Source organism: Xanthomonas euvesicatoria pv. euvesicatoria, from assembly GCF_020880415.1.
Lineage (GTDB): Bacteria > Pseudomonadota > Gammaproteobacteria > Xanthomonadales > Xanthomonadaceae > Xanthomonas > Xanthomonas euvesicatoria.
The window spans coordinates 1-21,257 of record NZ_JAJIUJ010000085.1 but is presented as its reverse complement, the minus strand read 5'-3'; the positions used below and the strand labels follow the sequence as shown (position 1 = coordinate 21,257).

Annotated in this window: 17 protein-coding genes, 1 tRNA gene and 1 pseudogene; 3 read left to right on the top strand and 16 right to left on the bottom strand. The window is 64.2% G+C overall.

The genetic code is table 11. The annotated features are described in order from the left end of the window. Nucleotides 1–17: 17 nt before the first annotated feature. The 3 genes from LN450_RS14200 to LN450_RS14195 form a co-directional block, all read right to left on the bottom strand. Nucleotides 18–1,580 carry a sodium/sugar symporter gene (locus LN450_RS14200; RefSeq protein WP_011347148.1) on the bottom strand — a complete coding sequence of 521 codons (1,563 nt, stop codon included), beginning with the start codon at nt 1,578–1,580 and terminating at the stop codon, nt 18–20. A gap of 80 nt (nt 1,581–1,660) precedes the next feature. Beyond that, a complete protein-coding gene (locus tag LN450_RS23190; protein WP_008571254.1) occupies nt 1,661–1,795 on the bottom strand; it encodes a hypothetical protein in 135 nt (44 codons plus the stop codon). A gap of 41 nt (nt 1,796–1,836) precedes the next feature. Further along, entirely contained in the window at nt 1,837–4,449 is a 2,613-nt protein-coding gene (locus tag LN450_RS14195; RefSeq protein WP_039419191.1) for a glycoside hydrolase family 3 protein, read from the bottom strand. 434 nt (nt 4,450–4,883) lie between these two features. Here LN450_RS14195 and LN450_RS14190 point away from each other — a divergent pair, with 434 nt between their 5' ends. Continuing rightward, the gene (locus LN450_RS14190; RefSeq protein WP_011347146.1) at nt 4,884–6,839 is read left to right on the top strand and encodes a PhoX family protein; all 1,956 of its coding nucleotides are present in this window, start codon (nt 4,884–4,886) and stop codon (nt 6,837–6,839) included. A gap of 216 nt (nt 6,840–7,055) precedes the next feature. Here the strand turns inward: LN450_RS14190 and LN450_RS14185 are convergent, their stop codons facing one another. From LN450_RS14185 to pcnB, 8 genes are all read right to left on the bottom strand, one after another. Next, nucleotides 7,056–7,679: an ATPase gene (locus LN450_RS14185; protein ID WP_011347145.1), complete on the bottom strand. Its 624-nt coding sequence runs from the start codon at nt 7,677–7,679 to the stop codon at nt 7,056–7,058. Nucleotides 7,680–7,682: 3 nt separating this feature from the next. Then, the gene (locus LN450_RS14180) at nt 7,683–8,027 is read right to left on the bottom strand and encodes a type II toxin-antitoxin system prevent-host-death family antitoxin (RefSeq protein ID WP_011347144.1); all 345 of its coding nucleotides are present in this window, start codon (nt 8,025–8,027) and stop codon (nt 7,683–7,685) included. A 154-nt stretch (nt 8,028–8,181) separates the two neighbouring features. Beyond that, nucleotides 8,182–9,696: a glucose-6-phosphate isomerase gene (pgi, locus tag LN450_RS14175; RefSeq protein ID WP_011347143.1), complete on the bottom strand. Its 1,515-nt coding sequence runs from the start codon at nt 9,694–9,696 to the stop codon at nt 8,182–8,184. Then, the gene (gene panD, locus LN450_RS14170; RefSeq protein WP_008571260.1) at nt 9,693–10,073 is read right to left on the bottom strand and encodes an aspartate 1-decarboxylase; all 381 of its coding nucleotides are present in this window, start codon (nt 10,071–10,073) and stop codon (nt 9,693–9,695) included. Before panD ends, pgi begins: the two co-directional genes overlap by 4 nt. A gap of 176 nt (nt 10,074–10,249) precedes the next feature. After that, nucleotides 10,250–11,092 carry a pantoate--beta-alanine ligase gene (gene panC / locus LN450_RS14165; RefSeq protein WP_011347142.1) on the bottom strand — a complete coding sequence of 281 codons (843 nt, stop codon included), beginning with the start codon at nt 11,090–11,092 and terminating at the stop codon, nt 10,250–10,252. Next, nucleotides 11,089–11,904 carry a 3-methyl-2-oxobutanoate hydroxymethyltransferase gene (gene panB, locus LN450_RS14160; protein ID WP_228892821.1) on the bottom strand — a complete coding sequence of 272 codons (816 nt, stop codon included), beginning with the start codon at nt 11,902–11,904 and terminating at the stop codon, nt 11,089–11,091. The genes panC and panB overlap by 4 nt, the downstream gene beginning before the upstream one ends. Nucleotides 11,905–11,939: 35 nt before the next feature. Then, complete coding sequence (folK, locus tag LN450_RS14155) at nt 11,940–12,425, bottom strand: 2-amino-4-hydroxy-6-hydroxymethyldihydropteridine diphosphokinase (RefSeq protein ID WP_011347141.1); 486 nt, start codon at nt 12,423–12,425, stop codon at nt 11,940–11,942. Nucleotides 12,426–12,428: 3 nt separating this feature from the next. Further along, nucleotides 12,429–13,796, bottom strand: a complete 1,368-nt coding sequence (gene pcnB / locus LN450_RS14150) for a polynucleotide adenylyltransferase PcnB (RefSeq protein WP_008571264.1) — start codon at nt 13,794–13,796, stop codon at nt 12,429–12,431. A gap of 49 nt (nt 13,797–13,845) precedes the next feature. On the opposite strand from pcnB, the gene LN450_RS14145 reads away from it, so the two are divergent. Then, nucleotides 13,846–13,920 (top strand) — tRNA-Glu (locus LN450_RS14145). A 487-nt stretch (nt 13,921–14,407) separates the two neighbouring features. Here LN450_RS14145 and folE2 read toward each other — a convergent pair. Together folE2 and LN450_RS14135 are read right to left on the bottom strand one after the other, a co-directional pair. Continuing rightward, nucleotides 14,408–15,325 carry a GTP cyclohydrolase FolE2 gene (gene folE2 / locus LN450_RS14140; RefSeq protein ID WP_011347140.1) on the bottom strand — a complete coding sequence of 306 codons (918 nt, stop codon included), beginning with the start codon at nt 15,323–15,325 and terminating at the stop codon, nt 14,408–14,410. Between the two features lie 36 nt (nt 15,326–15,361). Beyond that, a complete protein-coding gene (locus tag LN450_RS14135; RefSeq protein ID WP_011347139.1) occupies nt 15,362–16,537 on the bottom strand; it encodes an N-acetylmuramoyl-L-alanine amidase in 1,176 nt (391 codons plus the stop codon). A gap of 703 nt (nt 16,538–17,240) precedes the next feature. Between LN450_RS14135 and LN450_RS14130 the strand changes: the two genes are divergently transcribed. Further along, on the top strand, nt 17,241–17,675 hold the full coding sequence (locus LN450_RS14130; protein WP_011347138.1) for a hypothetical protein: 435 nt from the start codon (nt 17,241–17,243) through the stop codon (nt 17,673–17,675). Here the strand turns inward: LN450_RS14130 and LN450_RS14125 are convergent. From LN450_RS14125 to LN450_RS14115, 3 genes and pseudogenes are all read right to left on the bottom strand, one after another. Then, on the bottom strand, nt 17,659–19,158 hold the full coding sequence (locus tag LN450_RS14125) for an MASE1 domain-containing protein (protein WP_011347137.1): 1,500 nt from the start codon (nt 19,156–19,158) through the stop codon (nt 17,659–17,661). The genes LN450_RS14130 and LN450_RS14125 overlap by 17 nt on opposite strands. Before the next feature lie 256 nt (nt 19,159–19,414). Continuing rightward, complete coding sequence (locus LN450_RS14120; protein WP_008571269.1) at nt 19,415–20,842, bottom strand: sugar porter family MFS transporter; 1,428 nt, start codon at nt 20,840–20,842, stop codon at nt 19,415–19,417. An 85-nt stretch (nt 20,843–20,927) separates the two neighbouring features. Further along, nucleotides 20,928–21,257, bottom strand: a pseudogene (locus LN450_RS14115) (xylose isomerase); the annotation flags it as partial.

Here is a 21,257-nt window from a genome sequence, read left to right as displayed (position 1 = left end):
TTTCAAGACATCACTGCTTACCAGAACACGGTGTACAGCACGATCAGAATCGCGATCACGCCCGCCGCGCCGATCTTGAAGCCGGGCGTGGTGCCGTAGGCAACGTCGTTGGTACGGATCAGATCGCGTGCCTGGGTGGCCGGCGTCAGCAACGACACCACCACCGCCAACACCAGCGCGGCCACGAACACCACGCCGATGCGGTCCATGAACGGCAGTTCGGGCCAGGCGAACTTGAGCGCGAACGACAACACCACCGAGCCGATCGCCGCGGTGAGTGCGCCGGCTTCGTTGGCGCGCTTCCAGAACAGGCCGAGCATGAAGATCACCACCACGCCGGGAGTGAAGAAGCCGGTGAATTCCTGGATGAACTGGAAGCCCTGATCGAAGTTGCCCAGCAACGGCCGCGCGGTGAGGATGCCGATCAGCACCGACAGCGCGGCCACGATACGGCCTACGCGCACCAGCTGTTTCTGCCCGGTCTGCGGGCGGAACTTGGCGTAGAAATCCAGGGTGAAGATCGTCGCCACCGAATTGATCTTCGAGGCCAGCGAGGCCACGATCGCCGCAACCAAGGCGGCAAACACCAGGCCCAGGATGCCGGTCGGCAACAGCTGCATCATGGTCGGGTAGGCCTGATCGGGCTTGGCCAGATCCGGCGCCAGCACCACTGCGGCAATGCCCGGCACCACGATCACCAACGGCATCAGCAGCTTCAGGAACGCGGCAAACACCATGCCCTTCTGCGCCTCGCCGATGTTCTTGGCCGCCAGCGCGCGCTGGATGATGTACTGGTTGAAACCCCAGTAACTGATGTTCATCACCCACAGCCCGCCAAGCAGCACGCTCAGGCCCGGCAGATCCTTGTAGAACGGGTTGTCCTTGGTCAGGATCATGTGGAAGTGCTCCGGGTGCGCGCTCCACAGGTGCTGGAAGCCGGCAAGCACCCCGGCACCGTCGCCGATCCGCGCCAGGGTCAAACCGGCCACCAGCAGCCCGCCCAGCACCAGCAGGGTGACCTGCACGATGTCGGTCAGCGCCACCGCCTTCAGCCCGCCGTAGAGCTGGTAGACCAGCGCAAACACGCCGATCAGTGCCAGCGCCAGGGTCTGGTCCATACCGGTGACCTGGCTGACCGCGATCGATCCCAACCACAGGATCGAGGTGAGATTGACGAACACGTACAGCAGCAGCCAGAACACCGCCATCAGCGTGCGAATCCACTTGCCGTAACGCTGCTCCAGAAACTGCGGCATGGTGTAGATGCCATTGCGCAGGAAGATCGGCAGGAAGAACTTACCGACGATCAGCAGCGTCAGCGCCGCCATCCATTCGTAGGAGGCGATCGCCAGGCCGATCGCATAGCCGGAACCGGCCATGCCGATGATCTGTTCGGCCGAAATGTTCGCCGCAATCAGCGAGGCGCCGATCGCCCACCACGGCAGCGACTTGCTGGCCAGGAAGTAATCCTCGGCGCTCTTGCTGTGGCCTGCCTTCTCGCGCGAGACCCACTGCGCAAGCACGAAGATGCCGGTCAGGTAGACCAGCACGATCACGATATCCAACGTCGCCAAACCCACTGCACTCTCCTGTCTGGCTCTGGGATGTGCATCGAACGCCAGACAGGCCTGCAGAATGCCGCCGCAACGCACGGCGTGCGTCACGGCAGCGCGGCGAACCGCAGCTGCAGGCCATCCCGGCCGATCGACGCGCGCGTCCCGCGGCGGCTGATGACACCACCGATCAGGGTGGCCGCTATACCGCGCCGCCAACACTGGCGACGCGCCTGTTTCATCCGATCTCCCGCAGGCGCGCCTACGCCTGCGGGAATGCTGCTTACTTGACCGGGCAGTCGACGGTAACTTCGGCTTCGTTGAGCGCACCCAGCGCCACCTTGGACACCGACAGGTCCAGCGCGGCGGCGCTTTCGATGCTGGCGACCTGGGTCAGCTTGCTCACGTCGGCACCGGCCACTGCAAAGCACTTGAGCGGCACGCCGACGACTTTCCACTGGCCTTGCGGCAGCGCGGCCAGGGTCTTGCGCACATCCACGCGACCACCGCACTTGTCGCCACAGCCCACGCCCAGCCACACCGACGCGGTCACGGCGCTGTCGCGGCGCAGGGTCAGCTGCAACTGCACATCGCCGTTGCTCTCACGCGAGACGTCCACCGGCTTGGCGGACACCAGCAACACGCTGGAGGCGGTGCTGCCGGACCACACCAGACGGCGCGCATCTTCCTGCGCCTTGTGATCGACTGCGCTCATCTTCAGGCTGCCATCGGACAGGCCCACCGGCAGCGTGGTTGCCGGCATGTTGGCCTGGCCGGCGTTGGACAGCTGCATCGCGATACCCAGTGCCGGCTTGCCGCGCACGAAGTACATCCCGCCTACCGACTGCTCTCCGGACACGCCCGACTCTTCCGGCAACGCCGCCAGGTCGCCCTTGTCGGCATAGGTCAGGCCAAAGCCGAACTTGAACTGCGGGTCGTAGTCCTTCTGGCCGACGTTGTTGGCGAACTGCACCGCGGTCTTGGGCCAGGAGAAGCTGAGCTTGCCCTTGAAGTCGTTCTGCACCGAGCCATCGGCCTTGCGCAGCAGCACGTCGGCAATGCCCTCGCCTTCGGAACCCGGCAACCAGGCAGCGACGAACGCGTCGGAGGCGTTGATGTACTGGTTCATCCACAGCGGACGCCCGCTCAGGAACACCGCCACCACCGGGATGCCGTCGGCCTTGAGCTTCTTGATCAGGGCCAGTTCGCTTTCGTCGCCCGGCTTGTACAGCAAGGTGGCGATATCGCCCTGGAATTCGGCGTACGGGTTTTCGCCGAACACCACCACGGCCACGTCCGGCTTGGTCTTGTAGGCGCCGTCCACGGCCAACTCGGCGCTGCCGCCGGCGGCCTTGATCTGCTTGTCCAGGCCTTCCCAGATGGTGGTGCCGTTGGGGTAGTCGCTGCGCTTGGTGCCGGTGCCCTGCCAGTTCAGGGTCCAGCCGCCGGACTGCTTGCCCATGTCGTTGGCGCCATCGCCCACCACCAGCACGCGCTTGGTCGGATTCAGCGGCAGGATGCCGGCCTGGTTCTTCAGCAGCACCAGCGACTCACGTACCGCCTGGCGGGCGATCGCACGGTGTTCGGGTGCGCCAAGCAATTCGTACTTGCCACCGAGTGGGCGCTTGGACGGCTTGCCGGCCTCGAACAGGCCCAGGCGCATCTTCACACGCAGGATGCGGCGCACGGCATCGTCCAGACGCTCGGCCGAAATCTGGCCGGACTTCACCGCCGCCAGTTCGGTTTCGTAGATACCCTTCCAGCTGTCGGCGGCCATCGCCATGTCGACACCGGCAATGAACGAGGCCGGGCAGTTCTGGTTGGTGCAGCCCTTGACCTGGCCGTGGCCATTCCAGTCGCCGACCACGAAACCGCCGAAATTCATCCGGCCCTTGAGCACGTCGGTCAGCATGACCTTGTTGCCGTGCATCTTTTCGCCGTTGAAGCTGTTGAACGAGGCCATCACGCTCTGTGCGCCAGCGGCAATCGCAGGCGGATAACCGGCAGCGTGGATATCGCGCATGGTGGCTTCGGACACCTTGGTGTCGCCCTGGTCCTTGCCGTCGGTGGTGCCGCCATCGCCGACGAAATGCTTCACCGAGGAAATCACGTGGCTGCCGTCCAGGAACTGCGGCGTGCCCGGCACGCCCTGCACGCCTTCGACCATCTTGCCGGCAAAGCTGGCCACCACGTCCGGCGATTCGGAATAGCCTTCGTAGGTGCGGCCCCAGCGGTCGTCCTGCGGCACGGCCACGGTGGGCGCGAAGGTCCACTCCATGCCGGTGACGCGGGTTTCGGCAGCGGTGACTTCGCCGATCTTCTTGATCAGGTCCGGGTTGCGCGTGGCGCCCAGGCCGATGTTGTGCGGGAACAGCGTGGCGCCGACGATGTTGCTCTGGCCGTGCACCGCATCGATGCCGAAGATGATCGGAATCGCGTTGCCGCCCTTGGAAGTGTCCATCGACGCTTCATAGAACGCGTCGGCCAGCTTCAACCATTCGGCCGGGCTGGCGTTGTACTTGCCGCCCGGATCGGAATTGCCGCCGGCCAGCACCGAGCCGATGCGGTACTTGCGCACGTCATCCGGGGTCATGCTGGCGATATCGCCCTGGATGGTCTGGGCGACCTTCTCTTCCACGCTCATCTTGGCCATCACATCGGTGATGCGCTGCTCCAGCGCCGCGTCCTGCGGGAACGGCCACTTCGGCGACGGCCACTGATCCGGATGGATGGCGGTCGACGCCTCGGCAGGTGCGGCGGCCGGGGCGGTCTTGCTCGCTTCGGCAGCAGTGTCCTTGCCTTGGCAGGCGGCCAGCATCAGCACCGCCGCAGCGGTGGCCAGGCAGAGGGCGCGACGCGCGACGGGCGCGGCGGTACGACGGAGCAGCTTGTCCAAGATTCGTTTCTCCAGGGTGGTTCTCCCACGGCGACGCGTTGCGCCGCAGGCCATTAGGCGGCGTACGCTTGCGTGATTCCCCTACCCTGTCAACCACAGCTGCCCGTATGCCGAATACCGGGCAACTTATTGGCCGCGGCTATAGCATTGGAATACCGGCAGCACCTGTGAAACCGCGCAAAACCACCCAATCCGCTGCCGCGTCTGACAGCGCGAGCAGATGCACTTTGCTGCATCGCACCACCCGCCGGTCTGACCAATGCGCAGCATCGGCGTGTCAAGGGAACCTGGCAGCGCTCGCTTGCCACGACACGTTCGAACCCAGGCCAACGGGTGAGCCTGCTGTCAAACAAGTGTCATACCAGCGGCCTAGCGTGACCGGCTTGGCGATGCGCCATTGCCATCGTCGATCGTCGCCTTTGCCTGGAGTTTCGATGTCCCCCTCCCCCGACCCCTCCCGTCGTCGCCTGATGCAATTGCTGGCGGCCGTTCCCCTGTTGCCGCTCGGCAACGCCAGCGCTGCCGCCCTGCAACAGCTTGGCGGTGCGGCGTGGGCCGCGCGCCCGTTGCGGCCATCGGAGAACCCGCCCCGCCTGGTCTCGGCCACCTTCCACGGCATGCCGGCGCCGAGCCTGGCCGACCCGGCGGCAATGGCCACCACCACGGTCGGTTCGGCACTCAGCGTGACCCGCAGCGACGGCAGCACGCAGCGCTACGCACTGGCCTACCACCCCTTCTTCATCACCGGCGATCAGGTGCCGGACGGCAACGGCGGCACCGTGCTGGCTGGCGGGTACTACGACATCCAGCATCGCCCGATCATCGACCGCTCCAAACCCGGTGCCGAACGTCCGTTCTTTTCCGATTGCCCGGACGGCTCCTCGCTACTGACCCTGCCCAATGCCAAGGTGCCGGGCGTCAAGGGCAACCACGTGTTCGCAGTGGTGCAGTTCGAATACACCACCCGCGACCAGGCCGGCAACGACACCAACCGTCACCTGCCTGCGCCGATCGCCGTGTTGACGCTGGATCAGGACCCGGCCACCGGCAAGCTCTCGCTGGTGAAGTACCACAACGTCGACACCGCACCGGTCCATGGGCTGTGGACCACCTGCGGCGCCAGCCTGTCGCCGTGGAATACCCACCTGTCCAGCGAAGAATACGAGCCCGATGCCACGGCATTGGCCGGCAACACCCAGTTCCGCAGCTACAGCACGCATCTGTACGGCGACCCGAATAAAGCCAATCCGTACCACTACGGCCATCTGCCAGAAATCACCGTGCACCCGGACGGCACCGGCAGCGTGCGCAAGCACTACTGCCTGGGCCGCATCTCGCACGAGCTGGTGCAGGTGATGCCCGACCAGCGCACCGTGCTGATGGGCGACGACGCGACCAACGGCGGGCTCTTCATGTTCATCGCCGACCGCAAGGCCGATCTCTCCGCCGGCACGTTGTATGTCGGCAAGTGGCACCAGACCTCGGGCATCGGCCCGGGCGCGGCCACGCTGCGCTGGATCAAGCTCGGCCACGCCACCAGTGCCGAGATCCAGGCCATGGCCGACCGCCTCACCGCCGCCGACATCCTCGACGTGCACCTGAGCGACCCGGGCGATGCTTCGTTCACCAAGATTCCGTTCAACGGCACCTTCAACTGGATCCGCATCAAACCCGGCATGGAGAAGGCTGCCACGTATCTGGAAACCCATCGCTATGCCGCGCTGGCCGGCGGCAGCCTGGGCTTCACCAAGCTCGAAGGCACCACCGTCAACGCACGCGACAAGGTCGCCTACATGGCGATGTCCTACATCGTCACCAGCATGCTCAACGGCTCGGGCGATGTGAAAGTGCAGGGTCCGGAAGCTGGCGCGGTGTACGCCTTGAACCTGCGTGGCGGCCAGCGCGACAGCCAGGGCGCCCCGATCCACAGCGATTGGGTGCCGATCGACATGGCCGCCCCGGCTGCCCTCACCGGCCACAACCTGGCCAAGGCCGACGCACTGGGCAACCTGGCCGACCCCGAACGGATCGCCAACCCAGACAACCTCAAGTTCTCCGAATCGCTGCGCACCTTGTTCATCGGCGAAGACAGCAGCCTGCATGTCAACAATTTCCTGTGGGCCTACAACGTGGACAGCGGCACGTTGACGCGCGTGCTGTCGGTGCCGGCCGGCGCCGAATCGACCGGCCTGCACGCCGTCGACGAGATCCACGGCTGGACCTACGTGATGAGCAACTTCCAGCATCCCGGCGACTGGGAAAGCCCGCTGCACGACACCGTCAAGGCCACCCTGGATCCGTTGGTCCGCGCCAACTACAAGGACCGCTTCGGTGGAGCGGTGGGTTATCTCACCGGCGACCCGGTGGCCGTGCAGTTGAGCAAGGCGTAAGCGCTGCCGTTTCCAGTTGCGGCGCTGGATGACGCGACAGCCGACACGTGCAGCGGGGCATTCCCGCTGCTGTCGCAGACCGGTAGGAGCGCGCACGGGCACGAGGAGCGTTGCCGATGTGGCCTGTCGCGCGCCGGTGCGCTCCTACGGGTACGGTCGATGGGTCTCTGGCTACGTCGGTGAGACGGATCTGACGCACGTGCCTGAGTGCGCCGCTCAGCACTGCCGTAACTCCAGCGCCGTCATCACGATGGGCTTGGCCCAATCGGGTACCTGCGCCAATTGGTCCGGCGTCTGCGGGTATTGCAGGCCGCTGCGGTCCAGTTCCAGTACCAGCATGGGCGATGCCTGACCCGCGGCATCGGCCGGTGCGCTGTTGTCGTAGACATGCAGCACGGCCAGATCGGGCAGCAACGCGATCAGGTTGGCCCGCGAGGCATCGTAACGCTCGCGGATCTTGTGTTCGGGAATGGCATGTCCGCCAGCCGCAACCCGCGCCGCCACGCGCTCGATGTGCAGCTCCACCGTCGCCAACCCGCAGAACCAGACCGCCACCGTGTGCTGGGCACAGGCTTCGCGCAGCAGGCGCGGAATGGTCGTGGCGCCCAGCGTGGTTTCGAAGGCGAAATCGCTGTTATCGGCCATGGCCTGGCGCAGCCGCCGTACGCCTTCCTGCCAGGCCTGCGCGTTCGCTTCTGCAGGCGCCCAGCCCTGCTCCACCAAGTCCCTGGTGAAGGCGTCCGGGTTGAACCAGGTGGCGCCGTCCTCTTGCAGAAAACGACCCAGTAACGAACTCTTGCCTGCACCATTGACGCCAGCCAGCACCAGAAGATTGCCCATCGCTTACAGCGACGGGCCCAAGGCGACCTTGCGGCCGCGGCGCGCCGGCGTGGCGATCGCCTTGGCCACGCCCGCACCCTCGGTCGCTGCGGCAAGATGCGCGTCGAACTTCGCCTGCAAAGCCTGCAGCGACTGCGCGCGCGCCGAGGTTGCGGCCGCCGCACTCGCCTGATTGACCAGGCGCCGATACGCCTCGGCATCCACCACTACCGCTTCGGGATGATTGTGGTTGGTGATCACCACCGCCCCGTGCGAGCGCACCTTGCGCATCAGGCTGGGCCAACCTTTTACCTTGATGTCGGCAGCGGGGGATTTTTCGAGATCGGGCAGATCCTGGAAGCGCGACATGGGGGCAGTCCGGACGGAGTGTTGGCGATCAGCCTACTCTCAAATTCCCAATTTAGGAAATTTGTCCATTTTGACCTCAACGCAGTCGGCCATGTCGTCCAAAACAAGACGGGGCCCGCAGGCCCCGTTCTCTGTCTGTGCGATGCGCAACTGCTCAGCCGCGCAACTTGCTCAGAAGCTCGCGTGTCACCGGGTCGGCCACATCGGCCGCTTCGCCCTTCAGCGCCGGCAGCAACTGGCTGGCCAGCTGCTTGCCCAGCTCCACGCCGAACTGGTCGAACGCATTGATGCCCCACATCACCGATTGCACATAGACGCTGTGCTCGTACATCGAGATCAGCCCGCCCAGTGCCTGCGGGGTGAGCGCATCGAGCAGGATCACCGTGCTCGGGCGGCCGCCCGGGTAGCTGCGATGCGGGTCGCTGCTGTCCTGGCCATTGGCCAGCGCCTCGGTCTGCGCCAGCACGTTGGCCATCAGCGCGACATGGTTTTCCGCGTACGGGTCGTCGTTGTGCACGGTGCCGATGAAATCGGCCGGCACCACGCTGGTTCCCTGATGCAGCGCCTGGAAGAAGCTGTGCTGCACATCGGTGCCCGCGCCGCCCCACCACACCGACACGGTGTCGCTGTCCACTGCCGAGCCGTCGAGCTTGACGCGCTTGCCCAGGCTCTCCATCACCAGCTGCTGCAGGTACGACGGCAGCAGCGCCAGGCGCTGGTCGTAGGTCATCACCGCGTGCGTGGCGCTACCGAGCAGGTTGCGGTTCCACACTGCGGTCAGGCCGTGCAACACCGCGACGTTTTCTTCCAGCGGCGTGTTGAGCACATGTGCATCGAACTGCGCGGCGCCTTCCAGCAGTTGTTCGAAACGTTCGAAACCAATGGCCAATGCAATCGGGAAACCCACTGCCGACCACAGCGAGTAGCGCCCGCCCACCCAATCCCACATCGGCAGCACGCGGCCCGGTGCGATATCGAAGGCCTTGGCGGCGCGCTCGGGGTTGGCGCTGACTGCGTACAGCCGCTCGCTGCCACCGAGCCAGGCATGCAGGATGCTGCCGTTGAGCAGGGTTTCCTGGGTGCCGAAGGTCTTGGAGATCAGGATGCCGGCGGTGCGTGCCGGATCCAGCGTGGCCAGCGTGCGCTGCATCGCCGCACCGTCGACGTTGGAGACGAAGTGCACGCGGAACCGCGCCCCACTCACCGGACGCAGTGCATCGGCCACCAGCCGCGGACCCAGGTCCGAGCCACCGATGCCGACACTGACGATGTCGGTGACCTCGGTCGCTTCCAGCTGCTGGATCAACGCACCCATGCGTTGGCGCACTTCTGCAGCGGTGGCGTAGGCCTCCGATGCCACGGGCGCGTCGGTCAAATCGCCGCGCAATGCGGTATGCAAGGCCGCGCGTTGTTCGGTGACATTGACCTGCTCGCCACGGAACAGGCGCTGGAACGCGCCGGCCAGATCGCGCTCGCGCGCGATGGCGAACAACGCATCAAGCGCGGCGCGGTCGTACTTCTGCCGCGCGAAGTTGAAATACAACGGACCGACTTGCCTGGCGTACTGCGTGGGCCGCTGCGGCTCGGCGGCAAGCAATGCGGGGATGGCAGCGCCGCGCAGGCGCTGGGCGTGGGCGTGAAGCGCGTCGAATCCGTTGGTCTGTGTCATGCGGCCTGCGTGGGGATGCTGTGGTTGGTGTGGGAGATCGCGTTGTGCGCGTTCACATATACCAGATTGGGCTTGAAGGTCTTGGCTTCGTCTTCGCTCATGCTGGCGAACGCCGCCACGATGATCAGATCGCCCACCTGCACGTGACGCGCTGCGCCGCCGTTGAGCGACATGATGCCGCTGCCCTCTTCGGCGCGGATGGCATAGGTGCTGAAACGCGCACCGTTGGTGACGTCCCAGATATGGACCTGTTCGAATTCGCGGATGCCGGTCGCTTCCAGCAGCAGGCCGTCGATGGCGATCGAGCCTTCGTAGTTGAGCTCGGAATGGGTGACGGTGGCGCGGTGGATCTTGGCTTTCAGCAGGGACAGATGCATGGACGGAAGGCAACGACAAAAGGAAAGCCGGCATTTTAGCGGAAAGCGCCCGCCCCCCACCGGATTGCGCGGCCGCCGGTGGTGAGGGCTTCAGGCCCGCGCAGCGCGAACAAACGCGCGCCCCCGTTCGCTGGCGCTCCGGACCGCTCAGACGCCGCATCGCTGCGTCGGCCTGCTCAGAATTCCAGGTTGTCGATCAGACGCGTGTTGCCCAGGCGAGCCGCGATCAAGGCCACGCGCGCGCCGGTGTAGCTGTCGCCCGGCTCGCTGAGGTCAGGCAGCCGCACCACCGCGTAATCGACCCGGAAACCGGCCTGTTCCAGCGCTTGGCTGGCGGCATCTTCCACCTGCGCACGCGGCGTGCCGGCGGCGTAGCTGTCGCGCATCTGCAACAGCACCTTGCGGATCGTGGCCGAGATCGGGCGATCTTCCGCCGACAGATACTGGTTGCGTGAACTCATCGCCAGGCCATCGGCCTCGCGCACGATGCTGCCGCCCAAAATTTCGATCGGAAACGCCAGGTCGGCCACCATCTGCCGGATCACCGCCAACTGCTGGTAATCCTTCTTGCCGAAGGCGGCCACGTCCGGCTGCACCTGGTTGAACAAGCGCGCCACGACGGTGCACACGCCATCAAAATGCCCTGGCCGGCACTCGCCTTCCAGCACATCGCTGACACCGGGCGCGTGGATCGGCGTAGCCAGCGCGGTGCCGAGCGGGTACATGGTGTCCACATCCGGCAGCCACAGCGCATCGCAGCCTGCATCTTCCAGGCCGCGCAGGTCGGCCTCGGGCGTGCGCGGGTAGCGCGCAAAATCTTCATTCGGGCCGAACTGGGTCGGGTTGACGAACACGCTGGAGACCACGCGGTCGGCGTATTGGCGCGCCAGCATCACCAGCGAATAATGCCCGGCGTGCAGGTTGCCCATGGTGGGCACCAGCGCCACGCGCAGGCCCTCGCGCTTCCAGCCATTGACCAGGGCGCGCAATGCGGAAAGATCGGTCAGGGTCTGGATCATGCGGCGTACGCGTGCTCTGCATCGGGAAAGCTGCCGTCGCGCACGGCCTGCGCATAGGCGCGCACCGCGCCGGCGACCGAGCCGCCTTCGGCCAGGAAATCCTTGACGAACTTGGGCCGGCGGTGGCCACTGTCCAGCCCAAGCATGTCGTGCATCACCAGCACCTGGCCGTCGCAGCCGGGGCCGGCACCGATTCCGATGGTGGGAACGCTAAGGTCGGCGCTGATCTGCGTGGCGATCGGTGTCGGCACGCATTCCAGCACCAACAAGCTCGCACCGGCATCGACCACCGCCTGTGCGTCACGACGCAGCTGCTCGCCAGCTTCGCCGCGGCCCTGCAACTTGTAGCCGCCAAACCGCAGCACCGATTGCGGCGTCAGGCCCAGGTGCGAACAGACCGGGATCTCGCGCTCGACCAGGTAACGGATGACTTCCAGCTTGTGCCCGGCGCCTTCGATCTTGACCATTTCCGCGCCGGCCTGCAGCAGCTGGGTGGCGGCATCCAATGCACGTTCAGGGGTGGCATCGGCTTGGAACGACAGGTCGGCCACCAGCAAGGCGCGATCGAGCGCACGGGCCACCGCGGCGGTGTGGTAGACCATGTCGGCGGTGGTCACCGGCAAGGTGGAATCGTGTCCCTGCACCACCATGCCGAGCGAATCGCCGACCAGGATCAGGTCCACGCCATGGGCGTCGAAGGTGCGCGCGAAACCGGCGTCGTACGCGGTCAACATGACCAGTTTTCGACCCTCGCGCTTGGCCTGCGCCAAGGCGGGCACGGTCCAGGGCTTGCTGTCGGCGTGGCTGCTCATGAAGTCATTACGTGGGGTGATAAGCCGGCCATTATCTACCCAATCGGCTCCAGCCCGCAGGTATCGATGGCGCGCAGGGCGCGCCGCACTGTTCCATGCCCCGGGATGATCGCCTCCGGCGCCAGCTCCGACAGCGGCAGCAGGGCGAAGGCGCGCGCGTGCAGATGCGGATGCGGCACCTGCAACTGCGGCAGGTCGATCACCTGATCGGCGTACAGCAGCAGGTCCAGGTCCAGCGTGCGCGGGCCCCAGCGCTCGCCGGCGCGACGCTCGCGGCCGAACGCCTGTTCGATGCCGAGCAAGGCCTCCAGCAACGGCAGCGGCGCAAGACCGGTGCGCAGCTGGGCCACAGCATTGATGAAATCGGGCTGGTCTTCGCGGCCCCAGGCCGGCGTGCGATACAAACGCGAAGCGGCGATCAGCGTGGTCTGCGGCACGGCGCCCAGCGCGGCGATGGCCGCGCGCACGCTGGCCTCGGCCTGGCCCAGGTTGGCACCCAGGCCGACAAAGGCGGTCTGCATGCCCTACTCGCCTGCGGGCGCGCCGGTCCGACGGCGGCGTCGGCGACGCTTGCGCGGTGCGCCCTCATCGCCGTCTTGGTCGGCCTGCGCCGATTCGATCGCATCCACCAGCTCCTGGCCGGACGACTTCTGCGCCTCGCGCCAGAACTCCACATCGGCCGCGTGATCGGGCGATGCGAACTGACGCAGCACCAGGAAATCGAACGCCGCGCGGAAGCGCGGATGCGACAAGGTGCGGAACACCCGCTTGCGCTGACGCGAGGAGAAGCGCGTCTGCAGCAACCAGATTTCCTGCATCGGCAGCGAGAAACGGCGCGGCAACGCGACGCGCTCCAGCTGATGCAAGGTGACGCGATCGGCCGCACGGCGCTGCGCATCTTCCGGTTGCACGCCTTGCGCCTGCAGAGCCATCAGGGTGCGGCAGAACGCCGGCCACAGCAGCAATGCAAACAGGAAGGCCGGCGACACTGGCTCGTCGTTGGCCACGCGTGCATCGGTATTGCGCAGGCCTTCCAGCACCATGGCGCGCAACGCACCACTGCGATTGGACTTCAATGCCGCCGCGCTTTCGGGAAACAGCACGCCGAGCAAGCCATAGCGCTCCAGGCCTTCGAAGCTGGCCACACCGTGCCCGGACAGAAACAGCTTGAGGATTTCTTCGAACAACCGCGCAGGCGCAGCTTCGGACAGCAGCCCGGCCAGACGCGGAATGGGTTCGGCAGTGCCGGCTTCGATGTCGAAATTCAACTTGGCCGCCAGGCGCACCGCGCGCAGCATGCGCACCGGATCTTCCTGGTAGCGCAGCTCGGGGTCGCCGATCAACTTCATCAGGCGCGCCTGCACGTCTTCGAAGCCACCGCAGTAATCGCGTACCGAGAAATCCTCGATGGCGTAATACAGGGCATTGCAGGTGAAGTCGCGGCGGATCGCGTCGTCTTCGATGGTGCCGTAAACGTTGTCGCGCACCAGCCGGCCGTTATCGAGTTCGCGGTCGCCGCTGCCATCGTCGACGTTGGCGCGGAAGGTGGCCACTTCGATGATTTCGCGACCGAACACCACATGTGCCAGACGAAAACGGCGGCCGATCAGACGACAGTTGCGGAACAGCGCCTTGACCTCTTCCGGCGTCGCGTCGGTGGCCACGTCGAAATCCTTCGGGTGGCCGCCGACCAGCAGGTCGCGCACCGCACCGCCGACCAGATAGGCGCCAAAGCCCGACTCGCGCAGGCGGTACAACACGCGCAACGCGTTGGGGCTGATGTCCTTGCGCGAGATGGTGTGCTGGTCGCGTGGAATGACGCGCAGCGTGAACGGAGATGTAACTGAGGGTTCGATGATGGCGCTTCCGTCTTGTGTTGCAGGATTGCCCAACGGCTATTACCTCACTATACTAGCGCGCTGCACAAGACGTGACAAAAGCGCTCCCTTCGTCTAATGGTTAGGACGTGGCCCTCTCAAGGCTAAAACAGGGGTTCGAGTCCCCTAGGGAGCACCACGATCGGTCTGACTGCTAGACGCCAGAGCCCCGCAATGCGGGGCTTTTGCGTTGTGGCGCAGGCCCTTTGCATGTGCATTGGCCTGCGTGCCATCGCGCAGGCCGCAACCATCTCCGCCTCGCATCTAGCCCGGTCAGGACCGCAGGAGCCCGGGATTGGTCGAGGTTGGTTACCGCCTCCGCGGCGCCGGATTCCATCTCAAAAATCCGCAATGCGGCAGTGCGTTGTCGGGATGCAATACGGCCAAGGCCCTCAACGCGCCCCAGCCAACACGCATGCAGATTCGGGGCATCGCATGGCAAGCGTCAGACGATGTGTCGATCTCAGGGACGCAGCTCAGATCAGCCACATCAGCACACAGAGAACGGGCCTCATCGCTGCGCGCTCGCCGGTACGCATTCGCTGCGCGGTGACGTGAGTGGAGGTGTTTCGCCCGTGCACCATGCGTGCCGGCCGCCCTGGGAATTTGCAGTGCATTGCATCTGCTCACATGGTCGTCGGCCCAAGCACCGCGTCGTCGCTGTCGGTTTCGGCGACGGCGTCGTGGGCATGCAGGCTTTCCAGATGGCGTACCGCCACATGGAAGGCCGCATAGTGCTCTGCCAGCTGCTGGCGCAGGCGCCGCGCCGCATCTTCGACATACATCAGGTTTGCGCCATTCAAGCGCGCAAATGCCTGTTCGTCGGGTCGCCGCACTGCAGCCTGCACCGGCGTCGCCAACGCCTGCTCGCACAGACCGACCAGTTGCCGGATGGCCAAGCGCTGCGCATCGGCGGGCAGCTCAACGCGTACCTGCGCCACGCTGCGTTGGCTATGCGGCGTGGCGTAGGAACCGTGGTCCTGCAGCCATTGCGCAACCTCGTCCAGCGCCAACGCATCGCGCCCGGCATGTTGCTGCACGAATGCATCGCTCAGCAGCTGCCGCGACAACGCTGCCGAACAGGGGCAGGTAGAGGCGTACAACACCTCCGCCTGGAGCTGGATCGTGGTGCGCCCTGCACTGCATTGCGCGGCGATGTGCACTGGATAGGCACGCCAGCCACTGAGCCCCTCACTGCGCAATGCCGGCGTGCGCAACATCAGTTCGCCGCTCAGCGTCAGCCGAGCGGCGCGGCTCGCGCAATCGGCATGACTTTCGATCAGCGCCTGCAATAACCCCGAGAGCATGGCCGGCGACACTGGTTGCTGCAGCTGCGTATCCAGCAGGCGGTACAGCCGCGACATGTGGATGCCTTTCAGCTCTGCCCGCGGCAGATCGACCTGCACGCTGGCGCGCGCGGCAAGCTGGCCGCCACCGGCCTCCAACTGCACGGGAATGGCGATGTCCTGCATGCCCACCCATCGCAGGGGCGCGCTCAGCGTTGATGGTTCGGTCACAGCAACATCGGGAAGCGTAGCGGACATCGGGATCTCGTCGAAGATAAAGGTGACGACCGCGCCTCAGGCGCGACCAGGAAACGCAGCGAAGTAGTCGTCGATTCCCGCATGCAATGTCTGCGCGAGTTCGTCCTGATGCGTATCGCTGCACAGGCGGCTGCAATCGTCGCGATTGCTCATGAAGCCGGTTTCCACCAGCAGCGACGGAATGTCCGGCGACTTCAACACCGCAAAACCGGCCTGCCCCACCTGGTGTTGATGCAGGCGCGTCACCTGCTGCAGGCGTTCCAACATCAACGTGCCGAATGCCTGGCTGCTGGCGATGGTGCCGCTCAGCGACAGATCGGCCAGCACCTGCGACAACACCGGATTGCTCGGCACCCGCAGCCGGCGCACGGTGTCTCCCATGTCGTCGGCAGCGTTTTCGCTATCGGCGATCCAGCGCGCCAGTGCGGAGCTGGCGCCAGTCTGCGACAGTGCAAACACCGAGGCGCCCTGCGCTTGGCGCGTTGGTGCGGCATCGGCATGGATGGAGACGAACAGGTCCGCATTGTGGCGATGGGCGATCAACACGCGCTCGTGCAGCGGCACGAAGCGGTCATCGCTGCGGATCATGGTCGGCCGGTAGCGCGCATCGGACGCCAGGCGTCGATGCAACCGCCCGGCGACCGCCATGGCGACATGTTTTTCGTAACGCGCATCGGCACTGACCGCCCCCGGATCCTTGCCGCCGTGGCCGGCATCGATCGCGACCACGTAAGGGCGCAGGCGTGAATGAGCCGGCTGCGGTGGCTCTGTCTGCCCCGTCGCCGTTGCTGCTGGCGCGCCATCGCTCGTGGACAACACTACGCTGCCAGGCATAGCGGCAAGCTCCAGCACCAGCGCGCCGGCTTCCCAATGCAGGTTGGTCGAACATGGCTGCTGCAGGTCGAGCACGACGCGCAGGCCATCCAGATGCGGCGCACTGCGTATGCGGGTCACCGCAGCGCCGCCCGGTATCGGATCAATGCGCGGCGACTGCGACGACACGCCAGGCAGATCGATGACCACACGCTCGGGACCGGTCAACCGGAAACTGCGATAGGCAACCTGTGCGCCCAGCTCCAACCGAAGGCGCAGCAGCTCGCCCTGCTGCCGCATGCTGCATGCCCGTAAGACGGGAAGTCCTTGTGCAGACCCCAACGCCGGCGAAAGCATCAACACTGCAGCGGCGCCCTGCAGGAGGTGACGGCGCTTCATGCGCGCACCTCAAGACCCGAGCAATCGACCGGACACCGCAGACCGCAGCACTGACTGCGGCGCGATTCCAGACAACACATCCAACACAACGGGAGATAGGACACGGGAGGCAAGACTGCGCGGCGGCGATGATTTGTTATAAAGTAACATTAATTCCGCGAAAGAACGTCAGCTCTTCCTATCCTGCGCGCTTGCGTTCATCTTCTTGTCCCACAACCGGAAGGCGCGCACCACCCGCGACACTCGATTTCTTTAGCACTGCAATGAGTCGCTTATGCACCCCGGTGACCCATTCGATCCGAGACGACTCGCCGACTATCGTGCATTTAAATGGAAAACCTAATAATTTCCAGGTGGGCGGGTTACGCATTTCGAATAAACCGCTACTTGCCACAAAGTTATATGACTTTAAAAACCTGCCTTCTCAATTTCTACAACCGTGGCATCAAGTCCATGCAAGTGGGGACACACAATGTATGACGAATCCTGTCAGCTCTCGGCATTCCACAGTATACAAATAAAAGGTAGCAAGAATTATGGAAGTCAACCAGGAGAGTTGACACCCAGATAGCGTCAACACATTGACGCAAGGCAAGTGCAGCAACTTTTGACTTAGTCACTCACGAAACTACGGAGAAACACGTACCGTAGGCATGCCTGAATTGCAGGCGAATGTTTCCCGTGAACGGGAGAAGGCGAAGTCATGGAAGTGAAGGCAAAGCTGGCATTTAAGACCCTAGGCGCCGCCGCCATCGCGATGCTGGCGGTTACCGGTTCAGCAAGTGCATGCTGCCCAGGCGATGGAACAGTTGCCACGCTGGCTGCCACGGGCCTGGGCGCGTCCGTGCCCGACGCAACCAATCTTGCAGTAGATCCAACCTGGCGGATTTACGAATTTCAACGCGAGGGCATGCTGTATCTACAGATCAACGATGCAGCTGGCGTAGTGCGTGGCGCGGTTGGTCGCGCAGGCGAGGCTCTGTGGGTGCTGCCGATGGGTAAGGACGTCAATCGTGTGATGGTTTCGACGTTGACGGGACCAACGCTCGCAAAATTGGTTTATCAGACCGATAACTTCACGGTGCATCTCATCCCGGGCACTGCTGGAGAGCGCTGGATTGTCACACGGACAAAGTGATCGAGACGGGCTCGGCGACTAGCAGACTCAGGGCTCGCGTATGGCGGCGGCGAAACATGCCGCCATGCGCTTTCAGTCGCGCCCGCAATTCGGCACCCGCCTCAGTTGTGTCGCGCTGCACTACATCCAGCAATGAACTGTCAGCGAAGATTCTGATAACAACGCCCTGTGAACCACCACTTTTCCATGTGCGAGCTTGCACAAGGTGCCGCTTAGCTTGGGGAAGCATTTCGAACGCGTTGAGAGCGCACCTATACGCTGCCAGCTGCAAGCCAAGTGATAGATCGCCACAATTACCACGCAGCGCGTGATGGATCTCAGTGTTATAAAACCGTGCCAGTACGGGTGAGCGCAGCGCCTGGTACACCCCATGCGTTTCGATTTCTAGCGGATATAATCCCCCGACATACTCATGCAGCAATCGCGACTCGATGACTCCTGCTCTGGTCATTTCCATGGCTGCTGCGTGATGCCCACGCTCACGCAGTTGAGCGACACAATCCTTGCGTAACCGGTTTATATGAACATTTATATCCGAATAATCCACAACGCGATTGCGAAGGGTGCGCTCTGCAGCCAGATAGCCCGCCTGAGCAAACTGCAATGCGGCCAGTTGTGCCTGCTCCTGGCTCCCTGCCTGCGTGTATGCGGAGGCCAACCGTGAACCGAGGACAAAGAGTCCCGTCGCAATCACTGCAATCAGTAGCTGGACACTGAACAATTCGGAGTCATATGCGGCGATTCCGTACTTCGACCTAGACAACGCTGCAATAAGGTTTGCCAGCAAGGCGCCAGCCGCGGCTCCCCGCCAGCCATGACGGAGCGTCAGAACGATTGCTGGCCCAGTAAGCGACGCCATCAAAACCTGTCGTAGGAGTGGCTCAGGAACAACATTGGCGGTGCAAAACAATGCTGCCATCGCAAATCCGGCAACTGCACTGTCACGCACCAAATCGTCGCGAAGATAGCTTTCAGCACGCCGGTACCAAAGCAAACCCGGCAGCAAAAACATCAAAATGCCGAGGTATGAACCCAGCCAAGTCCTCAACAGAATCTCAAGGGGAGAGCTAGCTATCGGGCCACCAAGCGTGACATTCAACGCCATGCCACACAACGTACTCCACAAAGCGAGAATCGCCATGATGGGAAGAATGCGATTACGGGTAATGACGTCTGGTGTATGACGGCGAATTCCCGACACAGCGAGGGCGACCGCAGGCGCGAGTAGGAAAGGACTCAGGTATGCCCAAATCGGGGCGTAATCCCTTGTCTCCAACATCGGGACACGCAACCAGAGCATTGCGGCGGCATCCCCCACTAAGAGAAACGGCCAACGACGGTATGGCATGAATAAAAGCGACGCAGCCCTCAGGCCAGCCGGTAGATACCATTGATCAACAGACAGATGCCAGACAAGCAAGTAGACAACGCAATAACCCAGACTGAGCAGAAGCCCTTCAGCCAGCTCTCTTGCTACTGCCATACAACCACTCCCTGGTTCGTCGACGAATTTTGTCTAGTGTGAAGCCATTTGCCACGCCGCGTATAGCTGAAGCGCACAGATCGCGAGAGTGATAAGCGCAACAGCTCTTTGCGCCATCCCTGCCCAATATTCTTGCACTTCAGTGGTGCGATTGGTGACTGTCGTTACCTCGCCTCTCACTTGACTCACTCAACAAAGAAGGCCGCGCAGTGCGCGGCCTTCTTTGTTTTCGATGCCGATATCGGCATAAATGCCATCAGCCCTCCATCTGCTCCAACTCCTTGCCCTTGGTCTCGTAGACGTACTTGAGCACGAAGAACACCGAGATGAAGGCGGCGACGGTGTAGATGCCGTAGGCACCGGCCAGACCGATACTGCCGAGCAGGATCGGGAAGCTGACGGTGATGGCGAAGTTGGACGTCCACTGCGCGGCACCGGCAATGGCCAGGCCCGAGCCGCGGATCTGGTTGGGGAACATTTCACCCAGCATCACCCACATCACCGGGCCCCACGAGGCGTTGAAGAACACCACGTAGACGTTGGCGGCCACCAGGGCGAGCATGCCCATGGCATCGGACATCGCAAGCTTGCCGTTGGGATCCAGCGAGGCAGTGGCAAACGCGTAGGTCACCAAGGCCAGCGAGACGGCCATGCCGGCCGAGCCGATCCATAGCAGCGGCTTGCGGCCGATCTTGTCCACGAGCATCACCGTGACCAGGCAGGCGCCGATGCTGAGGCCGCCGGAAAGCACGTTGATCAACAGCGCATCCTGCTCGGAAAAGCCCACTGCCTGCCACAACACCGCGCCGTAGTAGAACACCACGTTGATGCCCACCAGTTGCTGGAACACCGCCAGGCCAATGCCGATCCAGACGATGGGGCGGATCTTGCCGGTGGCCTTGTTGATCAGGTCGGAGAACTTGGGCTTGTGCTGGTCGGCCGCCATCGAGGCGGAAATCTCGCCCAGCTTGGTCTGCGCGGCGGCGTTGCCGTACAGGCGCTTGAGCACCACCAGCGCCTGCTCGCGGCGCCCCTTGACCACCAGGTAGCGCGGGCTTTCCGGGATAACCAGCAGCAGCAACAGGAACAGGATGGAGGGAACCGCCTGCATCCAGAACATCCAACGCCAGGCGGCCTGCCCGGCCCAGAGCGGCTCGGTGGAAGCGCCGGCGGCGTTGGCCAGCAGGTAGTTGCTCAGAAACGCGCAGAACAGCCCGCTGATGATGGCGATCTGCTGCATCGTGGCCAGCCGGCCGCGATAGCGCGCGGAGGCGACCTCGGCGATGTAGGCCGGCGAAATGACGCTGGCCGCCCCCACCGCGAAGCCGCCCATCACGCGGGCGAAGATGAAGAAGCCGGAACTGTGCGAAGCACCGGCGCCGATGGCCGAGAGCAGGAACAGCGCAGCGGAAATGATCAGGACCGCGCGGCGGCCCCAGCGGTCGGCCAGGCGGCCGGCAAAGAAGGCGCCGATGGCGCAGCCCAGCAGCATCGAGGCGACCTCGAAGCCGGTCTCGGCGGCGGTGGATTGGAAGGTCTGTTTCAGGCCGTCGACGGTGCCATTGATCACGCCGCTGTCGAAGCCGAACAGGAAGCCACCGATCGTGGCCACGCAACTAATCAGGATGATGAAACGGGTGTTCTCGCCGGCATCGGGGGCGCCGTCAATGGAAACACTGGACATGGGTTCACCTGGGAACGTGCAAGGGAGCGTCCACGGGGGTGGCCGCCATCGGCCGGCGACGCAATGCGCCGCCGGCCACGGGACATCAACGCGTCAGATACTGATTGATCAGGTTTTCATACGCTTCCTGGCGGCCGCTGAGTTGCTGGGGCGCATTGCTGGCCGCGTGCTTGGCCAGATCGGCCAGCGTGGTCTTGCCTGCGGCAAAGTCCGCGCCGGCGCCGCTGTCGAAGCTGGCGTAACGCTCGGCGCGCCACTGTTCCAGCGGCGAGGCGGTCAGCAGCGCGTTGGCCACTTCCAGCCCGCGTGCGAACGCGTCCATGCCGCCGATGTGGGCCAGGAACAGGTCCTGCGGGTCGGACGATTCGCGACGCACCTTGGCATCGAAGTTCAAGCCGCCCGGTGCCAGCCCGCC